This is a genomic window from Gilliamella sp. B14384G12 (genome assembly GCF_016101825.1).
In the GTDB taxonomy this organism is placed as follows: Bacteria; Pseudomonadota; Gammaproteobacteria; order Enterobacterales; family Orbaceae; genus Gilliamella; species Gilliamella apicola_N.
This window is the reverse complement of sequence record NZ_JACFPU010000003.1, coordinates 1-14,683: the sequence shown is the minus strand read 5'-3', so window position 1 is coordinate 14,683 and position 14,683 is coordinate 1. Positions and strand designations below refer to the sequence as shown.

Here is a 14,683-nt window from a genome sequence, read left to right as displayed (position 1 = left end):
TAAAAAAATAGCCACATTGGTGGCTATTTTTATTTAATATTTAGAAATTAGAAATCTAATTCATCCCACCAAATATCAATTAATTCGCTGGTTTTGACATTTTTCAAGCCGTGACTTTCAAGCCATTTAGTGACAACATCACGATTTTCTTCAGTACAATTACCCAATTTTTGAGTACAGACGATGCCTTTCCAGCTTAAATAACCACTTCCTTCATAGGCCAAACCATTTGCTTGTATTGCTTCAATAATAAATTGATCAACGACATTATCAATGGTTTCTTCACTGGTCCCTTCGTCAAATGACCAACTTACCGTGAAACCTAACTCTTTAAATTCTTCAATATGTAATTTTTTTCTTAAACGACGACTGCGATTAACCTTAGCCATAATAATATCCTTCTACTGTAGATAATTTAGTTCGTTTTAGAATATGTATGATGACTAGATTGCTTCATACTATTCTGGTTATTTTTAGAAGTTCGCGTTTTATCAACACGTCTTCTTTTTGCTGGAGCACGCTTTGCTGTCGCTTTTTTTACAGGCTCCGCTTTAATTCTAGGATCAACTTCGAATCCCGGAGTAAAAATTTCTGGAATCGATTTTTTAATCAATTTTTCAATTGATTTTAATTGAGCAAGTTCATCAATACAAACTAAAGATATCGCCTGCCCTTGATTTTGTGCTCGCCCTGTTCTACCAATACGATGCACATAATCTTCTGCCACTTGTGGTAGTTCATAATTGACAACGTAAGGCAATAGTTCAATATCTAAACCTCTAGCCGCAATATCAGTTGCCACCAACGCTCTAATTTGACCATTTTTAAAATCCGCTAAAGCTTTAGTTCTAGCGCCTTGGCTTTTATTGCCATGAATCGCTGAAGCTTTAATGCCATCTTTGGTTAGCTGTTCAGCAAGATGGTTAGCTCCATATTTGGTTCTGGTAAAAATCAATACCTGTTGCCATTGGTTTTTACCAATTAAATAAGAGAGCAACTCACGTTTACGACGCTTATCTACCCGATGCACATACTGAGTAATTTGTTCTGATGCACTATTCGTTTTTGCCACAGCAACAGATTCAGGTGAGTTTAAAATGGTTTGCGCTAACGCTTTTATCTCATCTGAAAAAGTCGCCGAAAACATTAAATTTTGACGTTTTTTAGGTAATTTAGCAATCACACGCCGAATATCATGAATAAAACCCATATCTAACATACGATCGGCTTCATCCAATACTAACACTTTAACCGACGACAGATCCACTGCGTTTTGATGCACCAAATCAAGTAAACGACCCGGAGTTGCAATTAAAATATCGACCCCTCCGCGTAGTTTCATCATTTGAGGATTAATGCTTACGCCACCGAACACGACTAAAGACCGAATCGGTAAATACCGGCTGTAGTCACGAATATTTTCGCCAATTTGAGCAGCCAATTCGCGTGTTGGGGCTAAGATCAAAGCATATAATCGACGTTTACCTTTTTGAGGTTGTGACTGATTGCTTGCCTTTGCTTGCTGTTCAACTAACTTCTGCAAAATGGGTAAGCCAAAGCCAGCTGTCTTGCCTGTACCTGTTTGAGCACTGGCCATTAAATCTTTACCCGATAAAATAACGGGGATAGCTTGTTGTTGAATGGGTGTGGGTTCGGTGTAGTTTTGTTCGTGGATTGCTTTTAAAATCTCGGCATCTAAGCCAAGAGAGTCAAATGACATGTATTGATTCCTAAAATAAACGAAAGATGAATAATCATAGGCATTATAAAGTAATTTGATAATAATTGTTTTATTATTTTACCTTTTCAACGTGAGTATTAATAAATGTTAATATTTAGTAAGATTAACCCCATAAAATGTGGTATTATTTGTTAATTGAATATAAATACACGCATTCTGTCTGTTTTTAAATCATCCCGCTTAAATGATATTGATTATCATTCTCATTTGTTGTATCATCCGCCTCCCCTGACAATAATTATTTCATGGAATAGGTATGTCTTTTAATTTCCCTCATTTAAAAAAAATACTCATCATTCTAATTTTAAGCAGCTTTAGTCTTAACTGTTTTGCTAAAGATGATATTACTTTCGCCAATTTTCGTGATATCCGTGATTTAAATCCGCATTTATACTCAGGTGAAATGTGGGCGCAAAATATGTTGTATGAATCATTAGTTCACTATAACGAAGATGGTACTTTTTCTCCTTGGCTTGCAGAAAGCTGGACAATCACCAACGACGGTAAAACATACACATTCAAACTCAGAAAAGACGTTACATTCAGCGATGGCGCAAAATTTGATGCGCACAGTGCAAAACTAAACTGGGATGCAGTGTTATCAAATAAAGTCCGTCACACTTGGTTAGAAATGGTGCGCTTAATTACTGAAGTGAAAGCGGTAGATGATTATACCTTACAAGTAAATCTTTCCGAGCCTTACTACCCTTTTATGATTGAAATTGCTGTAACGCGTCCAATGCGTTTTATTTCACCTAACTCTATGATCGACGGTGAAACTAAAAATGGTGTCAAGTCCTACATTGGTACCGGCCCGTATGTTTTAGGTGATCATAAGAAAGATCAATATGCAGTATTTAACGCAAATCCAACTTATTGGGGAACAAAACCAATCCTAAAAAAAGTGACTATGAAAGTTATCGCAGATAATCAAAGCCGACTAATGGCATTGGAAAAAGGCGAAATCGATCTGATTTATGGTAAAAATATGGTTGATGCTGATTCGTTTGAACGTTTTTCTACCATGGATAAGTTTCAAACCTTAATGTCTAAACCGGTTTCAAGCCGAATTGTTCTAATGAATACGACCCGAAGCCAACTTAGCGATGTGAATGTGCGCCAAGCAATTGAACATATCATCAGTAAAAAAGATATCTCAGAGGGTATTTTCAATAACAGTGAAGCGCCTGCTGATACATTAATGGCAACTAATATTCCTTATGCAAATCTTGGTTTAAAACCTTATGTATATGACACTAAACTAGCCGAAACTCTACTTGATAAAGCCGGTTGGGTGAAAGTTAAAGGTCAAGATTATCGTCAAAAAGACGGTAAACCTTTTGAAATTACCTTATATTACGACAGTAATACCGCATCTCAAAAAACGATTGCCCAATATATGCAAGATGAATTTGAGCAAGTCGGATTAAAACTTAATATACATGGTGAAGAAGAACAAGGTTATCGTGATCGCCAAAAAGCCGGTGATTTTGATATGGTGTTTGATATCTCATGGGGTACGCCATATGATCCACAATCATTTTTATCAGGGATGAAATTACCTGTATATGGTGATTACATGGCACAACAAGGTTTAAAAGAAAAATCACAAATTGATGCAAGTATCAGTAAAGCATTAATTTCAACGGATGAAAAAGAGCGACAAGATCTATTCCGTTATGTGTTAGAAACTTTACATAATGAAGCGGTTTATATTCCGCTGACTTATGAGCGTAATCGTGCGATTGCGGTTAAATCTTTAAAAGGAATTGAGTTCGCCCCTTCTCAATTTGATATTCCATTTGAGAAAATGTATTTTTAAAAGACTAATATTATTGACCAATAATGTTAAATTATATTATTAAACGTTTAACGATGATGATACCGATATTATTCGGTATCTCTTTTATCGCTTTTTTGCTTATCAATCTCGCTCCTTCTGATCCTGCTGAAGTTGCATTACGTTTAAACGAAATCATGCCAACCCCAGATGCTATTGAAAGTATGCGTCAAGAACTTGGATTAAATAAACCTTTTTTTGAACGATATTTTATTTGGCTCTATGATGTTTTACATCTTGATTTTGGTCGTTCTTTTATTCATCGAGACAGACTGGTTTGGGATGAGATAATTCGCAGCTTAATACCGACCTTAATTTTAGCAATGTCATCATTTGCATTTACACTCATCATCAGTCTAATTTTAGGCGTATTATGTGCAATTTTTGCTAATTCAGCTTTCGATCATATTGTTCGTATTATTATTTTTCTTGGCACGGCAATGCCGAGTTATTGGTTAGGTTTACTCTTTATTTGGCTGTTTGCCAATTATTTAGATTTATTGCCCACCAATGGTTATGGAACATGGCAAAATCTGATTCTACCAACCTTAACTTTATCGTTTGTTTATATCTCAACATATATCCGTTTTATTCGTAATAATATGTTAGAAAACATGCATAATTATTCGGTCTTTTATGCTCGCTGTCGAGGTTTGAAAGAAAAAACGATTATACTTAAACATGTGCTTGTTAATTCACTGCACACCACCATCACCGCCTTAGGCATGACCATTCCGCAATTAATCGCTGGCTCTTTTGTTGTTGAATATATATTTTCTTGGCCGGGATTGGGTCGTTTATGTATCGCAGCTATTATGAATCGCGATTATCCGGTCATTCAAGCTTATATATTAATTATGGCTATTTTATTTGTAGTGTGTAATTTTATTGTAGATGTTATTCATCAATGGCTAGATCCACGATTACGTGATAATGGTGGTGCCATATGAATCTAACTAAGAAACTGATTAACAATAAAACGGCGTTAATTTGCATGTTTATCATCACCACAATGATTATTTTAGGCATATTAGCCCCTTATATTGCACCGTTTGATCCCAATAAAGTTCGCATTGTCCGTAAATATGCTGCAATATCGAGTGACCATTGGCTTGGATGTGATCATCTTGGTCGTGATATTTTTTCACGACTCCTGTACGGTATTCGCTCAACCCTATTCTTATCGCTGTTAACTATGATCATTACAATAATCGTTGGTAGTGTTATCGGCCTTATTTCTGGTTATCGGCGAGGTAAACTTGACGAATGTATAATGCGTCTTTGCGACATTATGCTCTCATTTCCAAGCCAAGTGATGATTTTGGCGATTGTTGGGGTATTAGGCGTAGGTATTGAAAACGTCATTATTGCTAATATTGTCGTTAAATGGGCTTGGTACAGTCGCATGATTCGTAGTTCAGTGATCAAGTACAGTCGAAAAAATTATATTCTTTTTTCACGAGCCATTGGCGCACCGCATTCCTTTATCATTTGTCGTCATTTATTGCCTAATATACTGTCAGAACTGGTTGTATTAGCAACGTTAGATACGGGTTGGGTAATCTTAAATATCTCAGCTTTATCTTTTATAGGATTAGGCGTCCAAGCTCCTACCGCTGAATGGGGATTAATGTTAAGTGAGGCAAAAAATGTAATGACGCAGCACCCGATGCAAATGGTCTTCCCGGGTATAGCCATTTTAATCGTTGTGGCAGCATTTAATATGTTGGGTGATTGTTTACGAGATATTTTAGATCCAAAGGAAAAAACTGCATGAGTAGCCCATTGTTAACCGTAAAACAACTGACCGTTTCCCTTAATAAGGGGAATAAGCTACTCGATGATATATCGTTTACGGTCAATCATCATCAATGCTTAGGCATTGTTGGGGAAAGTGGCAGTGGCAAAAGTTTGACATGTAAAGCGATCATCGGCTTATTAGAATCCTACTTTAGCGTGACTGGGCAAATCCTGTTTAAACCTCAAAATGCTAATTTAGCGTTCGATCTATTAAAACAGAATAAAAAGACGTTGAATCAAATGCGTGGTAGTGTCATTTCGATAATTTTACAACACCCAATGAGTGCTTTTGATCCACTTTATTGCATTGGTAAGCAAGTGGTCGAAACCCTGCAAGCGCATCTCATTATTAACAAAAACGATGCTATTGCTAAAACGATAGCGATGATTGAAAATATAGGGCTCGAAAAACCCAAAGAGATTTATAAAAAGTACCCGCATCAGTTAAGTGGTGGCATGTTACAGCGCATAATGATCGGTATGGCGTTAATGCTAGAGCCTGAACTGATTATTGCCGATGAACCCACAACGGCATTAGATTCAATTAGTCAGTTTTATATTTTAAAAATGCTTGAAAAGATCAAAGCCAAAACGACCATGATTTTTATTTCTCACGATCTAGGTGTTATTCATCATATTGCCGATGAGATTATTGTGATGAATAAAGGAAAGATTGTTGAATCGGGCAGTCGTGATCAGATTTTTTATCATCCTAAACATGAATATACTCGCTATCTAATCGATACTCGCAAACAATTATTAAATAAATTTAATGCGGTTACTTATGCCAATCATCCAAATTTAATATTGGAGACAAATTAATGCCACCGTTATTACAAGTTACTAACGTTAAAAAATCTTTTCTACAACCCAACCAAGGTTTGTTTCGCCATAAAAAAACGGCGGTTATTAAAGGGGTATCGTTCGATTTAAAACAAGGTGAGTGTCTCGGCATTATTGGTGAGAGTGGTAGTGGTAAAAGTACATTAGGAAAGCTAATTTTAGGCTTAGAAAAACCTGACAGTGGCAAAATCTATTTTAATGGACAAGATATTAGTACACGCGCATGGAAAAAATCAGCCATGCGTAAAAATATCAGTGCGGTATTTCAAGATTATAATGCGTCTGTTAACCCCTATTTTACTGCTGCACAGATTATTGCTGAACCGCTTGATATTTATGAAAAGTTAGCTAAAAATGATCGAAAGCAGCGTATCAATGTTTTATTAGAACAAGTAGGATTAGATAGCTCTTTTTATGAGCGGCTTCCACACGAAATGAGTGGCGGTCAATTGCAACGCGTCTGCATAGCAAGAGCAATAGCCTGCTCTCCTCAATTTATTTTATTTGATGAAGCAGTGAGCTCATTAGACATTTCAGTCCAAACCCAAATTTTAGAACTACTTGCTGATTTGCGAAAACAGCTAAATTTAACCAGTATTTTTATTACGCATGATCTAACCACAATTACTTACCTTTGTGATAAAATTGCCTTTTTTTATAAAGGTGAAATCGTTGAATACATTGATAAAATAGAACAATTAAGTCAAGTTAAAAATCCTTATTCTAAACAGTTACTTGAATCAATTTTAGGTTTTTAAAAAATGACCCATTCATCAACTACGAATCATCATTATCAGTTTAAAGATTATCTTAAATTAGTTATTCCGTTTATTCTCTCAACTATTACCACCCCTTTACTTGGTGTGGTCGATACGGCTTTAGTTGGTCATTTGCCTAATCCTGCCTTTATTGCTGGTATTGCAATAGGGACAGTAATATTTAATACCATTTATTGGTTATTTGGATTTTTAAGAGTCAGTACTACTGGTTTTGCTGCACAAGCTTTGGATGATTGTTTATTATTAAGATCTTCTCTTATCAGACCTTTATTTATTGCTATCTTTTTAGGTTTGATATTTATTATTTTTCAAAAGTTAATTTTTAGTGCCTCAATGCACATCATTCAACCTAATCAAGATGTACAGCATTATGCGGATCTCTATTTTTCGATATTAATTTGGGGGGCTCCTTTTGTTCTGATTAATTATGTCCTAGTTGGTTGGTTAATGGGGATATGCAAAGTAAAAGCCGTGCTGTTTTTACAAGTCTTTATCAATCTACTAAATATTATAATGGCGATGCTTTTTGTTTGGTGGATGCATTGGGACATTCAAGGAGTGGCTTTTGCAACGTTGATTGCTCAAATATGTTGTACTTTGGTCGGTATTTGGTTTATCTACCAGTTCTTACCCAAAACTAAGCAAAAAATAGATGTAAAATCTATTTTGTCATGGCAATCATTAAAAGGGGTCATTTTAGTTAATACTAATTTAATGATTCGCACCATCTGTTTATTAACGGTAACTAACCACTTTATTTCGATTGGTTCAACATTCAATACCGAAGTATTAGCCGCCAATGCCGTTTTATTTCAGATTCATTACATGATGGCTTACCTATTTGACGGTTTTGCTAATGCTTCAAGCGTCTTTAGTGGTCGAGCTAAAGGAACTAAAAATATTCAACTTTATAATCAAACTTTACGATGGTCACTACAAGCTTGCATTATTTGCCCGATAATTTTGATTGCAATTTGGTTAGCCTTTGATACTGCAATTATAAACCTATTAACGAATCAAATTGAAATTATTACCCTATCGCTTCAGTATCAATCTTGGTTAATGGTATTCCCTATTGTTGCAGCTGGAGGATTAATCTATTATGGCGTATTTTCAGGTATTAGCTACACCTCATCTATACGCGACTCAATGCTATTGGCGTTGTTAGTTTGGTTTATAGCACAATACTTTGCCGTGCCCGTCTTTGGAAATAATGGATTATGGTTTTCTTATATTTTATTTAGTTTAGGCCGAACTCTGTTTTTAGTTATATGGATTAAACAATCCAAACGCTATGTTTTACTTTAACTCATCAGGAAATCGTTAGGATTATTTATTAATCATTATCCTTGTGGATGCCATAAAAACTATTTTTATGGAATTTTTATGGTATTTCATTCACATTGACGTGTGATATTAAAATTAATGTGTGCTGTTTTGAATGGTTTATTTCGTTTTTTTTTCTTCAAAAGCTTGGTGGGCAATTTCTAATGCATTAGTAACACGAGGAAAGCCTACATAAGGTGAGCAATGAACACAAATATCTAAAATTTGTTCCTCCGTTAATCCAGCATTTAAGCCACCATGAATATGCATTTTTAACTCTTTTGGCACACAACCTTGAGTAATAAGCGAAGATATGGTGACAATCTGTTTTTGTAATAAGGATAAACTTTGACGACTATAAATATCACCATAAGCAAAATCACAAATATATTCTTCGAATTTCGGCGCTAATTTTGCGTTATTTTTTAAACCATTGGCTCCCATTTCACCATATAATGATTCGATATTTTCCAGACCTTTTGTGTGTCTTGATTGAGTCATTTACTTTTTCCTCTTGATATTTTTTAGTTGGCAGATAATTTGACTTGAGTTAAATCGATTTTACGATATAAAAATCCTGTTTTTATAAAATAGTTAATGAATAAACACTTTTATATGGCTTATTTCATGCATTTTATAAAAAAGATTTTTGAAGATAAACTGCATCAATTCATCCCATTGTGACATAAAAAAATAAATTACCCAATTTTATTGCTTAACTTCGTTTTAATTCGATACTTCTTTGATCACATCAAGATAACTAAAAAAATGAGTCATCAGATTGCAGCTTTTTTTAAGTGCAAAAAAAGTCAAACTTCTGCTATCTCAAAGATTAAAATAAATCGTATCCATAATTAAACATTCCTTTTTTAAAGGAGTACAAAATTTTTAAAAGCATAATGAGATAGCAATAAAATGAATTGCAATTTTCAAATTCTGCCCATTATTTAGCAGAATTTGAATATACACACTAGAATCGATATGAAAAACTGGCTTTAAAGTTACGCGCTAATCCATAGGTATTTTCACCTAAATAGAGTCTATAATCTTTATTAAATAGATTATCAACAGCTAACTTAACTTCCGCTTTCGGTAAAAATGTTGGTTGCCATGTTGCAAATAAATTGTGAATTGAATAGCCTGACGAACGCCCTAAACCATAAGCACCCAGATCTTTAATACCATCATGATTTCTATCTTCAAGGCCTGTGCGATCTTGTTTTCTCACAAATTGAGCATTCCAACCTGCCCGAACATTCCATTCAGGTATTTTAAAACCAGTGGTTAAAGTTGCCGTGCGCGGAGCAATCGTTGGCACATAGGTTTTGTTATGCATCCATATTGCCTGCGGTGTTGAATCACGTTCCCCTTTTTGGATAGAGTAAGTGGCACTGGCAAACCAATATCGGCTATCATAGAAAGCTTCTAATTCAAAACCTTGTATCACAAGTTTACCCGGAACATTATGATAATTAGATTGACCAAGCGGACATGAGTTACCAGGTCCACAAATTGAACCATTGAAGCCACGCGTAATGAAAATTTCGTCTTTAACTTGCTGTCTGAATAACGTATTTCTGATTTGTAATTTATCATTTTCTAATAATATATTACTGAAATCGAGAATATTACCTGCCCGAATTGACAAGTTACGCTCTTTTTTTAAATTACGGCTTGTGGCACTGATTTTACCTGAACCACCATTTTTAGGGGTAAATTGCACTTCATAGGTTTCATCTATTGTCGGTGCTTGCCACGCGTAACTAATGTCACTAAAAAATCCGATATTTTGTGTTGTCTGCCAATAGGCTCCAAATCTTGGTGTCCAACCAGAATAATTCACGGGAGAATAGTCATGACCAAAACGTGGATCTGGGTCATTGTAGGCTGAAGCATAATTTTGCTTACCATGATTACGAACATAATCATAACGAAGTGATGGTGTTAGAACAAAAGTATCAATAGAAAGCTCATTTTGGATATAAAAACTATAATTCTGTTGTTTACCTGATGGCATATAAGCGGGTTGAAAATAACCATTATTATAGTTAGGTTTCTTTTCATAAGCCTTATAATACATCAGTGTATCACGATCGTGTAAATGCACTTGCGCACCGATTTTTAAAGCATTATCAATCGGTCCGGTAGAAAAAATACTGATATTTTCAAGTTCAACGGTTTTATCCGTATAGCTAACCCAACTTTCATTACCCATAGTACCCAAAGATGAAACGGGATTATATTTACTCGGACGGGTATCATGCTGTTTGGTTTTAGAATAAGTGGTATGCAAAGTAAAATTAATAAATGGGTTATAAGTTGGTTGATAATTCCATTTAAATTGGGCTGATTCATCGGTTTGATCGCGTTTGACTAACTTTCTTAACCACGCAGCTTTATAACCATATTTTTTAATTTGAGCAGCTGTTGGGGGCGTCATTTTTTCGACATATTTAGCTGCCCATGGTTGCCATGAATCACGTTTAGAACGAACACCTGAAACAGTAAACGTATGTTCTTCATTGGGTCTAAAATTTAACTTAGCCATATAAGTATCCATATCATCTTCTGAAAAGACAAATCTGGAGCCGTCTGGTCGCTTAAAATTACCACTATTGCGATTGGTGTAATAAACCAGCCCATCAAACATATCATCTTGCGTTCGTCCATAAACGGCACTCGTCACCATATTTTGATGATTATTAGAATGGAAACCGTATTTCATCAAAGCACCAACATATTGGTCAGGATCGAGCAAATCTATCGCATCTTTCGTTTCCATTTTAACCACACCACCAAAGCCACCATTACCAAACTTTACATCGTGTGGACCCTTATTAACTTCCACTTGTTTTAATAATTCAGGTTCAACAAACACTGAACCTTGTTGATACTTTTGAAAGCCTTTTTGCGCACCATCAACAATAATTTTGACATCTTCAACTTTGCCAAATCCCCATATATTTAAAGTTTGCCCGCCTGGTCTTACTGATCCCGCAGAACTGACCCCGGGTAATGTATTGAGTAATTCTGCCACATTGTCGGCTTGTTTTTGTTCAATTAGTCTTGAAGATAATGTAGAACGACCAGCAATAACACTGTTAATCTTTTTCAGTTCATCTTGAGAATCCGACCGAGCAATAACGGTTATAACATCATCGATATCATCATTTTGAGCGTTATTTTTCACTGAATTCGGTGAGTTAGATTTATCGGCGACTTTTTGTTGCTTATCATCCTTATCAGATGTGAGGTTTTCACCTATCAATGATTCAGCGTGGAGAGAGCAACTCATAAAGAGTAATAATAGGCCTGTCTTTTTATGTTTCATATCTGATTCCTTCCATAATATTAATCAATATATTAAGTGATAGATAATTATTGAATATCAACCACGCAATTAATAATGATAATTATTATCAATTAATAGGTTGGCAAGTATATTGGGTTTAGTAGAAAATGAAAAGAAAAATATAGAGGCTTTCACTATTGTTATTTCAACATGAGTAGGGATAATGTTTTTATAAATCCAGCCAATAAATTGTATTATCTGTATACGCTAAAAATGTTGAGCAGTGAAAATTGAGGTAGTTGAAACAATTAAATATTGAAAGAATAATAAATAAAAGCACTCATTAAGTGCTTTTATTTAAATTAGACATTTGCTAAGACGCCGTATTAATTACCATATCCTATCTTTTAAAATAATATTGGTTAAAGGCGAATACTCATTAAAACATGGTATTAGAATTTGCAGCAGTTGCTGGCACATTTTGAATGATATCCCAGTGTTCAACAATTTTACCGTCTTTGACTCGAAATATATCCAGTACCGCTTTACCCAGATCTTTTTCATTTTCTTTAGAGTGAACATGAAGCCAAACAAGATCTCCATCTACAGCAGTACGAACAATTTGCGCACTGGATTGAGGATGTTCTTTAAAAAATGCGGAAAAGTAGGTAATAAACGGTGCTCGACCATCCGGTACATATGGATTATGCTGTTTATAATCTTCAGTAAGAATGTTTAACGCTTCGTTAATTTGATGGTTATTAAAGAAATCATTATAAAAATTAACGACCAATGTTTTATTCTTTTCTTCTTGGGCAATATCACGAGTTGGTTTTTCATTGGCAATTGCACCAGTTGTTATAAATAATAATGATATTGCTACAATACTGTTTTTTAATATACTCATATCCACTCCTAAATAGTCAATTAAACTCAAAAATCTGTGCAATCAATTTGTATTAGTCTATAATGTAGACTTATTAAATGTTAACAATAAAATTGAACTAAAACAATAAGTAACCTGAATGTAACTAGGTCACATCGGTGTGACTTATCTAATTATTACTAGAAAATAGAGTTAAAATGACCAAACTATTTGATGATACGTCGATCCAATTTGATCATCCCTGCCCGATTCGTGATGTGCTTGATAGAATCGGTGACCAATGGAGCTTATTAATTTTAAAAACCCTTGAAAACCGAACAATACGTTTTAGTGTCTTGCATAAAGAAATTAATGATATTTCTCGGCAAATGCTTTCGCGAACATTAAAAAAACTCGAAAAAGATGGCTATATTATTCGAACCATCTATGCCGAAGCCCCTCCCCGTGTTGAATATGCTTTGTCCGATTTAGGGCAATCATTTTTAAAACCCATGAATGCTCTTATTACTTGGGCTAATGATAATCATAAAGCTATCTACCTTGCCAGAAGAAAAGCCGACGTTAACTTGTCTGATTAAAGATAACTGAATAATCTGCTAATTTAATAGGCAAATTGTGAATTTTTATTTACTTTGTTTACTAGCCAAACCTTTTTATAGAATATAAATGGCTGTTCACTCTTTGTTGGCTGTAATCAAATTGTTGTAGGATTTTTCTAGGTTGTCGATGTATATAAATTGGTTATTAACGATTGTTGATAATCTAATGTATCTATTATTGTTTAATTACTAATTTTTCAAGTTTAATTAATACTCTATTTAATCGCTCAAAGATAACACCTTACCTTAACAAAGTAAGATAAGGTGTTTTATGATTACTGAGGCGTTAAAGACATGATCACTGTCTCAAATGGCGCTAATGTTATCATTGCAGTTTTGTCAATTGTGGCTGGTTTATCTGCATGAGATTGGCTCATATAATCAATATTGATTTGAAAATGTTGAACGGCATTAGTAGGTAGTTCTAAATCATTTTGTAAATCAAGATAGTAAACTTGCTGTTTATCAGACGGATTACGTAACGTAATAATTGATTTATCACTTGACCAACCTGCCCAACCATAAACAGCTAATTTGGTAGGATCTTGTCCAATCCAATGTGTATCAAATAATACATGTTGATTATCACGCGCCCAGATCGCTGCTTTAGCCAAAGTATCCCAATTTGTAGTTGAAAGTAATTCAGGCGTTATATACATTTCTTGCAGTTGAGTACCCGTTGCAAAATAACTCCAGACTTGATCAGCAAAATCAGTGTCGCTCTCTTTTTGTAGATGTTTGGCCTGTTTAGCATAGACAATGCCATGTAACATTAACGAATTTAATGGAAATAAAGGACCTTTCATAATAATTGAACGATAGGTTTCCGCATCACGATAAGTCAACCATTGCTGAACTTTTGTACCTGGACCATAGTAGTTAACATCATCTCCTCCCCGCCAGATGGAATCAGCATAAAACAACCAAGATGGTGTGGCTTGTGTACCTGTTGTTAGATTGACATACAAGTTAGGATTAGCACTGCGCATATCTTTAATGAGATGTATAGCAGCATCAAAATCACTGGTGAATTCACTACCTGCAATAACCTTATCAGCATTACCTGTGCCATCAAGTTTAAACATACTGATATTTTGCTGATTAATTAACTCAATAATACGTTTATGAAAATTAGCATAATATTTAGGCCCTGATAGTGCCAATTTGCCATCCATTGTTTCATAACCAAATTCAGATGCATTTTTAACACGAGTATCTCGTGGTTTGTTATAGCCACCCCATGGTGACAACCATATACCCAATGCAGCATGATATTTTTCTGAAGCACTTTTTAGTTTATTAAATTCGTCAGGAAAATTGCTGCCAAATCCCCAGTTACCTTTTAAGTTATCCCAACCATCATCAAATAGATAACCATCAAGCTTAACATGACGTTTTTCTACCAATTCTTTTCCATACTGATCGATGCGTAGTAATGCTTCTTTTTCGGTATAAGGATTAAAATGGATAGGCTACACTAATTAGTACCAATTTTATAAGGTCATTGTTATGATAAACCAACAATAAAAAAAGGTAACAATAATGACAATCAATTTAACCCGAAGAGAAAAACGCAG

Annotated in this window: 12 protein-coding genes and 1 pseudogene; 7 read left to right on the top strand and 6 right to left on the bottom strand. The window is 34.8% G+C overall.

Translation table 11 applies throughout. From position 1 onward, the window contains the following. Positions 1-47: 47 nt before the first annotated feature. Together H3S73_RS04465 and rhlE are read right to left on the bottom strand one after the other, a co-directional pair. Positions 48-389 (bottom strand): YggL family protein, encoded by a 342-nt coding sequence (locus H3S73_RS04465; protein ID WP_198235946.1) that lies wholly within the window; start codon positions 387-389, stop codon positions 48-50. A 26-nt stretch (positions 390-415) separates the two neighbouring features. Beyond that, complete coding sequence (rhlE, locus tag H3S73_RS04460) at positions 416-1,720, bottom strand: ATP-dependent RNA helicase RhlE (RefSeq protein ID WP_198235945.1); 1,305 nt, start codon at positions 1,718-1,720, stop codon at positions 416-418. Between the two features lie 277 nt (positions 1,721-1,997). Here rhlE and nikA point away from each other — a divergent pair, with 277 nt between their 5' ends. From nikA to H3S73_RS04430, 6 genes are read left to right on the top strand one after another with little or no spacing between them, the layout of a single operon-like run. Next, on the top strand, positions 1,998-3,563 hold the full coding sequence (nikA, locus tag H3S73_RS04455; RefSeq protein ID WP_198235944.1) for a nickel ABC transporter substrate-binding protein: 1,566 nt from the start codon (positions 1,998-2,000) through the stop codon (positions 3,561-3,563). Positions 3,564-3,586: 23 nt separating this feature from the next. Beyond that, positions 3,587-4,531: a nickel/cobalt ABC transporter permease gene (gene opp1B / locus H3S73_RS04450; RefSeq protein ID WP_198235943.1), complete on the top strand. Its 945-nt coding sequence runs from the start codon at positions 3,587-3,589 to the stop codon at positions 4,529-4,531. Beyond that, a complete protein-coding gene (gene opp1C / locus H3S73_RS04445) occupies positions 4,528-5,358 on the top strand; it encodes a nickel/cobalt ABC transporter permease (protein WP_198235942.1) in 831 nt (276 codons plus the stop codon). The genes opp1B and opp1C overlap by 4 nt, the downstream gene beginning before the upstream one ends. Then, positions 5,355-6,203: an ABC transporter ATP-binding protein gene (locus H3S73_RS04440; protein ID WP_198235941.1), complete on the top strand. Its 849-nt coding sequence runs from the start codon at positions 5,355-5,357 to the stop codon at positions 6,201-6,203. Before opp1C ends, H3S73_RS04440 begins: the two co-directional genes overlap by 4 nt. Further along, the gene (locus H3S73_RS04435) at positions 6,203-6,982 is read left to right on the top strand and encodes an ABC transporter ATP-binding protein (protein ID WP_198235940.1); all 780 of its coding nucleotides are present in this window, start codon (positions 6,203-6,205) and stop codon (positions 6,980-6,982) included. Before H3S73_RS04440 ends, H3S73_RS04435 begins: the two co-directional genes overlap by 1 nt. Before the next feature lie 3 nt (positions 6,983-6,985). Next, positions 6,986-8,311, top strand: a complete 1,326-nt coding sequence (locus tag H3S73_RS04430) for an MATE family efflux transporter (protein WP_198235939.1) — start codon at positions 6,986-6,988, stop codon at positions 8,309-8,311. Positions 8,312-8,449: 138 nt separating this feature from the next. On the opposite strand, the gene H3S73_RS04425 is transcribed toward H3S73_RS04430, so the two are convergent. The 3 genes from H3S73_RS04425 to H3S73_RS04415 form a co-directional block, all read right to left on the bottom strand. Continuing rightward, on the bottom strand, positions 8,450-8,830 hold the full coding sequence (locus H3S73_RS04425; protein ID WP_198235938.1) for a carboxymuconolactone decarboxylase family protein: 381 nt from the start codon (positions 8,828-8,830) through the stop codon (positions 8,450-8,452). Positions 8,831-9,299: 469 nt separating this feature from the next. Then, complete coding sequence (locus tag H3S73_RS04420; RefSeq protein ID WP_198235937.1) at positions 9,300-11,660, bottom strand: TonB-dependent hemoglobin/transferrin/lactoferrin family receptor; 2,361 nt, start codon at positions 11,658-11,660, stop codon at positions 9,300-9,302. A 400-nt stretch (positions 11,661-12,060) separates the two neighbouring features. Beyond that, positions 12,061-12,528 (bottom strand): nuclear transport factor 2 family protein, encoded by a 468-nt coding sequence (locus tag H3S73_RS04415; protein WP_186279213.1) that lies wholly within the window; start codon positions 12,526-12,528, stop codon positions 12,061-12,063. Between the two features lie 176 nt (positions 12,529-12,704). Between H3S73_RS04415 and H3S73_RS04410 the strand changes: the two genes are divergently transcribed. Then, entirely contained in the window at positions 12,705-13,085 is a 381-nt protein-coding gene (locus H3S73_RS04410; protein WP_198235936.1) for a helix-turn-helix domain-containing protein, read from the top strand. Between the two features lie 296 nt (positions 13,086-13,381). Here the strand turns inward: H3S73_RS04410 and H3S73_RS04405 are convergent. Continuing rightward, positions 13,382-14,569, bottom strand: a pseudogene (locus tag H3S73_RS04405) (enterotoxin); the annotation flags it as partial. Positions 14,570-14,683 lie beyond the last annotated feature (114 nt).

Excerpts from the sequence above, each read along its gene's own strand:
- H3S73_RS04465 (WP_198235946.1), bottom strand. The coding sequence starts at position 389 with ATGGCTAAGGTTAATCGCAGTCGTCGTTTAAGAAAAAAATTACATATT.
- rhlE (WP_198235945.1), bottom strand. The coding sequence starts at position 1,720 with ATGTCATTTGACTCTCTTGGCTTAGATGCCGAGATTTTAAAAGCAATC.
- nikA (WP_198235944.1), top strand. The coding sequence starts at position 1,998 with ATGTCTTTTAATTTCCCTCATTTAAAAAAAATACTCATCATTCTAATT.
- opp1B (WP_198235943.1), top strand. The coding sequence starts at position 3,587 with ATGTTAAATTATATTATTAAACGTTTAACGATGATGATACCGATATTA.
- opp1C (WP_198235942.1), top strand. The coding sequence starts at position 4,528 with ATGAATCTAACTAAGAAACTGATTAACAATAAAACGGCGTTAATTTGC.
- H3S73_RS04440 (WP_198235941.1), top strand. The coding sequence starts at position 5,355 with ATGAGTAGCCCATTGTTAACCGTAAAACAACTGACCGTTTCCCTTAAT.
- H3S73_RS04435 (WP_198235940.1), top strand. The coding sequence starts at position 6,203 with ATGCCACCGTTATTACAAGTTACTAACGTTAAAAAATCTTTTCTACAA.
- H3S73_RS04430 (WP_198235939.1), top strand. The coding sequence starts at position 6,986 with ATGACCCATTCATCAACTACGAATCATCATTATCAGTTTAAAGATTAT.
- H3S73_RS04425 (WP_198235938.1), bottom strand. The coding sequence starts at position 8,830 with ATGACTCAATCAAGACACACAAAAGGTCTGGAAAATATCGAATCATTA.
- H3S73_RS04420 (WP_198235937.1), bottom strand. The coding sequence starts at position 11,660 with ATGAAACATAAAAAGACAGGCCTATTATTACTCTTTATGAGTTGCTCT.
- H3S73_RS04415 (WP_186279213.1), bottom strand. The coding sequence starts at position 12,528 with ATGAGTATATTAAAAAACAGTATTGTAGCAATATCATTATTATTTATA.
- H3S73_RS04410 (WP_198235936.1), top strand. The coding sequence starts at position 12,705 with ATGACCAAACTATTTGATGATACGTCGATCCAATTTGATCATCCCTGC.